This is a genomic window from Treponema sp., assembly GCF_017430385.1.
In the GTDB taxonomy this organism is placed as follows: domain Bacteria; phylum Spirochaetota; class Spirochaetia; order Treponematales; family Treponemataceae; genus Treponema_D.
Window position 1 is genome coordinate 1 of sequence record NZ_JAFRNB010000167.1, and the last position, 4,846, is coordinate 4,846.

Here is a 4,846-nt window from a genome sequence, read left to right on the forward strand (position 1 = left end):
AAGACTGGATGAACAATCTTCCTAGAAAAATATTGGGTTATAAAACTCCAGCTCAACTATTTGAAGCTGAGTTAGATAAAATTTATAGAAAAACAGCTTAACAAATTTGTTGTTTCAAGTTGTTATTGCAATTTATGAAAGAAAATCAAGTTTTATAATGTCTGGCTGATAAGCAATGTCCGCTCGCACGAAGAAACCTTCACTCTGCCGGAAGACTTTGAGTACACAAATCGGGTAAAGGGCAATTTCGGAAGATACATAGGCGACGAAACCTACGAGTTCAGAATCCGAATCGAAAGCCCCATCACGCTGAACTGGGTACGCACCTACAAATGGGCAGAAGATCAGACCTTCGCCCCTCAAGCCGACGGAAGCACGATTATGACATTCACAAGCAACCAGTATTACCCGGTCCTGAACTGGGTGATGAGCCAGGGGCAATGGATGACACCGCTCGCCCCAGAACGGCTTGTAAACGACTGGCAGGACCATGTTCAGACAATGGCAGGAAAGTTGAAAGTGGAAAAATGAAAACAGAAAGCAAGAATTTGGCGCGAATCAACTACATCCGGGCTATCCGCGGTTCCGCTACCGCTCCATTCCTCACTATGTTCGGAACGCTCCGCGCCGCTACTATCCCGCGCGGGCATTTGTCGGAAAACTGAAGGATGGGATTACATTGATAAGCAAGGGGAGTGTGGTATAATTGGATATATGGATGAAAAATGATATGACAGAAGATGAAAAAAAAGACAAGGCTCTAAAACTTTTAGAATCCTTTAAAAATGACTATTTGCATGGAAATATTGAAGAATTAGCAAATTTCTCTTTTTGGGATATTGCAGGAAATCCAGAATATGATGGCATATCATTTGGCGAGCATGATTCAAAATATGATGGAGACAGAACAAACATTGTATATGCAATAGACTATCTGCTCTACAACGAAAAGATTCCAAATCTAACACTTAGGGGATATGGAGAAACTGAAAATTTTAGCGGTGACACGATAAACACATTTAACACTCTTTTTGGAAGCCGAAAATATCGAGAAAGCGTTGAAAATGCATTTAATTTTACCACTTCAGAAAGACATTTACGGGATGACTTTTATCGTACTTATCAAAAAATTGGAAACTTTTACTTACTTCCAGCTGGAGACAAACAGAATTCTATAAATTCTTTTAGAGGAAAAAATGCATGGAGAGATTATTTTGATATTTTTCTAAAAAACTTAAAACAAAGTTTACCACCAACAAATTCATATGAAAAAAAAGATAATAATTTACAACACCTTCAAGTATTATTAAAAAATGATAAAAATAAATTCTTCTTTGATAATAAAAACTTTGGTAGTTTTATAAGTGATTTTTATCTAGAAGATTATTCCGAGATTGATTACAATCATCCAGAAGCAGATAAAAACTTTTTTTTCTCCCATTTCACATGCTCAAAACGTATCGATGTAACCGAATACAAAAAATTTGCATTTGGATACATCGCAAAAGCCACAGAATTAATCAACAATCGTTCCCTTAGACTTGTAAAAGAATTAAAAAAAATTATAAAGAATTAAACATGTAAGCTTCCAAACATTTTGCGTAGCAAAATCCAATCCGTGTGGCAATTCCAAGAGATACCGCACGGATTTTTTTTCTGCCCGAAAAACAACAAAACCAACAGATTTAACCTATATAATTCTAGAAATTTATGTTAAAATTACTACAAGAGGTAAGTATGCCAACGATAACTATGTTCCGTGGAATCAAAATTTCAATTAATTAGAATGACCACATGCCACCGCATTTTCATGCAAAGTATGGTGACGAAGAAGTTCTTGTTTCTATCAAAGATTTGGAAGTCCTTGAAGGAGAAATGCAAAACAAACAATTGAAAATGGTTTTAGGATGGGCTGCATTCCATCAGACTGAATTATTGGAAAACTGGGAACTTGCTGTAAAAAAACAGGATTTATTCTCAATTGATCCGTTGCGTTAAAGACATGCCTAATTCCATTGATTTTTATCTTTCAAAAGGTTTTGACTCAAAAATGGCCAAATATTTTGCTTCTGGTCGGAAGAAAATTATTGCCGTAAAACCGAATGAAGATTTTACATTGCTGCTCACTTTTGACAACTCGGAAAAAAGACTTTTTGATATGAAGCCATATCTCAAGAAAAACACTGTTTTTGAACAATTCTTGAATTATGCGGATTTCAAGCGAGTTTATATCGATGACTCAAATTGTGTCTGCTGGGACAAAAATCCAAACATCAACAGTGAAAATGACTGGAACAACAAGGTCGATGTATCTGGCGATGTTTGTTATGTAGACAGCGAACCATACAATTAGTTTTTCACAAGCAAAAGCCACATCCATGTTAACAGCAAGATTTGTGGTCGCTATTAATATTCCGTCAAAATTTTCCATCTTTTCAAGGAGAATATTCTGCATCGCATTTTCAGTTTTTCCTGTTCCTCCGCCTCGGAATTCCGTTCGCTTTTTGACAAAACGATAAGACTCAGCTTTTCATCATCGACTTTTTTTGACACTTGCACACCGAGAGCAGCTTCTTCATTTGCGCACCCAGAAAGCAAAAGAGCCAAGAACACAGAAACTGTTTTTATCTTTCTCATCTTTTCACAACTCATACTTTTTCTTTTCCCGTGAACAATACAGCCCGTATCGCTTAGCGTCCCAAATCATACTTAAAACGCTTTGCATAATCGCGAAGATTATTCCCTCTTTCGTCTTTATACTCCAAATCCAGACCATAATCCAAAAGAAGATTCATTGTTTTTCTGAATGTTTCTTTTTCCATTCCGTGCTTTTCCCGCGCAAGAAGATACATACCAGCATTCATATTCACATCATACCAATGAAGCATTTCTTCGCGATTGTCGTACTCGTCAATCTCTGTGGCGTACTTTACGTTCACGTCCGCGCCTTTTTCCAAAGCAACTTTCAGCGTGTCGTAATCTCTCAGCACCCAAAAAAGAAGCGGCCATTCCTCACTTTTCCTTACATTCGGGTCAGCACCGTGCTCAAGCAAAAAACGAACCGTGTCAAAACTTATTCCGTAGCGGAAATATTCCTCGCTGTATTTTCTGACATCAACGCCGTAAGAAATCACCTGCTCAAGAATGAACTCTGGCGAATCATGCTGAACAAGATAGACAAGCATTTTCTTTCCGTCAAAGTCGAAGCCCTCTTTGTGCAGTTTTTCCAAAAATCTTGCGTCTTTTTCCGTTGTGTAATGGCGGCTGAAAATGTCGTCGTCCGTGATTGTAGTGCCAACCTTCACCAAATGCCCAACAAAAAGCACAAGCGAAACAACTGCCGCAATCTTTAGAAGAATCTTGAAAATGCGAGACCTCTTTTCATAGAACGAAGCAGCGGCAAATCCCGCCATAAGCGAAAGCGGAACAACAAGGCACAAAACAAATGCCGCTATGATAATCGGTATTGCAGCAAAGAAGAACGTGCCGTGCGAAAACACCGTAAGAAATACAAGCGGCAAACTAACAACATTGATTATCGTTGTCTTTGTGTCCTCAGGAATCAAGTTCCAGACAAAAGAGCAAAGAAAAGCAAGAAGAACCACCGACCCCACAAGAAAAACCATAAGGGCGATGTAGCGCAGTATGATTTTTCCGAGCGTCAGATGAAAATGCTTCTTGTTGATTTTGACAAAAACAAGGCTTATCAAAAAAACAGCAAGGGCTGGCAAAATATATTCTATGCTTCCGTGCGTCTTTGCCGCTTTTTCGATTACAGGTATCTTCTCTTGAATGGAATATGCAAAAGCAACCGCAGCCATATCGGCAAAGTAAAGCACTACCAAAGCCGCAGACGAAACCCAAAAGCCTACAATGCCTTTAATCACTTTCTTTATAAAATCCATTTTCTCCTCTCTCCGATTGTGTCAAATTTAGTTCGCAATTTCGATTCTGAAAAAAGCCATAAATCCATCATGCAGCGCTAAACAGAATCTCCTTTTGAACTTTTAGGTCGAATTTCGAGTTTTAGATAAATTTACAAAAAAAGGCATTCTCTGTAAAATTTTGAATAACCACAAACAAAATAACGGAGAAATGCCATGACTGAAAACAGCCTGATTACATTATATTGCATTGTTGACGATTTTATCCATAGGTTCCTTGAAACTTCTGCGGGGAAAAAGAACCTTTCGCTTTACTATGGCAGGCGTGGGCCTAAGCGAAGGATGACGATTGCAGATGTGGTGACACTGAACCTCATCCGCATTTTCGACAGGTCTGGCGACCTTAAGACTTTCCATAAAAATGCCATGGAGCATTACATCTCATATTTTCCTGCTCTCACGAACTACGAGAATTTTCTGAAAGCCACGAACAAAGCCGTAGGGTTCATAATCGCCTTCGTCCAATACCAGCTTTATCTGAACAGCCTGAACTGCACGGAGAATGTGTTTTATGTCGATTCCACCCCCGTCTCAGTCTGCGAGAACCGCTATATCTCCTCCCATAAGGTCATGAAAGGACTGGCGAGCAGGGGTAAATCCACGAAAGAAAGAGTTCTTCGGCTTCAAATTGCAGGGAATCTGCACGGCTGACGGCACGATTGTCAAAATCTGCTTTCGGCCGGGCAAGGAGCACGACAGCCGGTCGTTCGTTGATATTACGGAAGGCCTTGAAGGAACATTCGTGACTGATGCGGGGTATCTCCTAAAAGAGGAGGAGCTGAAAAAGATGTTTGATTCCGGCAGGAAGCCTTGCACCGCGACCAGAAAGAACATGAACCGCATGCTCAATAAGGAGCAGTTCGAGCTTCTTTTGCGGCGCAATCGGATTGAAAATGTCTGGT

8 protein-coding genes are annotated in these 4,846 nt (G+C 39.6%); 6 read left to right on the forward strand and 2 right to left on the reverse strand.

All coding sequences use genetic code 11. The annotated features are described in order from the left end of the window. The first annotated feature begins 381 nt into the window (after nucleotides 1-381). The 4 genes from IJJ71_RS15030 (at nucleotide 382) to IJJ71_RS12605 (ending at nucleotide 2,353) form a co-directional block, all read left to right on the forward strand. Entirely contained in the window at nucleotides 382-531 is a 150-nt protein-coding gene (locus tag IJJ71_RS15030) for a hypothetical protein (RefSeq protein ID WP_486389627.1), read from the forward strand. Between the two features lie 199 nt (nucleotides 532-730). After that, complete coding sequence (locus tag IJJ71_RS12595) at nucleotides 731-1,576, forward strand: hypothetical protein (protein ID WP_296847498.1); 846 nt, start codon at nucleotides 731-733, stop codon at nucleotides 1,574-1,576. Between the two features lie 218 nt (nucleotides 1,577-1,794). Further along, entirely contained in the window at nucleotides 1,795-1,998 is a 204-nt protein-coding gene (locus IJJ71_RS12600; RefSeq protein WP_296847500.1) for a DUF4160 domain-containing protein, read from the forward strand. A gap of 4 nt (nucleotides 1,999-2,002) precedes the next feature. Further along, nucleotides 2,003-2,353 (forward strand): DUF2442 domain-containing protein, encoded by a 351-nt coding sequence (locus tag IJJ71_RS12605; protein ID WP_296847501.1) that lies wholly within the window; start codon nucleotides 2,003-2,005, stop codon nucleotides 2,351-2,353. 53 nt (nucleotides 2,354-2,406) lie between these two features. Here IJJ71_RS12605 and IJJ71_RS12610 read toward each other — a convergent pair whose 3' ends face one another. Continuing rightward, nucleotides 2,407-2,637, reverse strand: coding sequence for a hypothetical protein (locus tag IJJ71_RS12610; protein ID WP_296847502.1), 231 nt, complete (start codon nucleotides 2,635-2,637; stop codon nucleotides 2,407-2,409). Nucleotides 2,638-2,690: 53 nt separating this feature from the next. Then, nucleotides 2,691-3,905: an ankyrin repeat domain-containing protein gene (locus IJJ71_RS12615; protein WP_296847503.1), complete on the reverse strand. Its 1,215-nt coding sequence runs from the start codon at nucleotides 3,903-3,905 to the stop codon at nucleotides 2,691-2,693. Nucleotides 3,906-4,100: 195 nt separating this feature from the next. On the opposite strand from IJJ71_RS12615, the gene IJJ71_RS12620 reads away from it, so the two are divergent. Both IJJ71_RS12620 and IJJ71_RS12625 read left to right on the forward strand, forming a co-directional pair. Then, nucleotides 4,101-4,595 carry a transposase gene (locus tag IJJ71_RS12620; protein ID WP_296847504.1) on the forward strand — a complete coding sequence of 165 codons (495 nt, stop codon included), beginning with the start codon at nucleotides 4,101-4,103 and terminating at the stop codon, nucleotides 4,593-4,595. After that, nucleotides 4,573-4,846, forward strand: a 274-nt coding sequence (locus IJJ71_RS12625; protein WP_296847505.1) for a transposase, incomplete at its 3' end; no start/stop codon positions are given. The genes IJJ71_RS12620 and IJJ71_RS12625, both read left to right, overlap by 23 nt.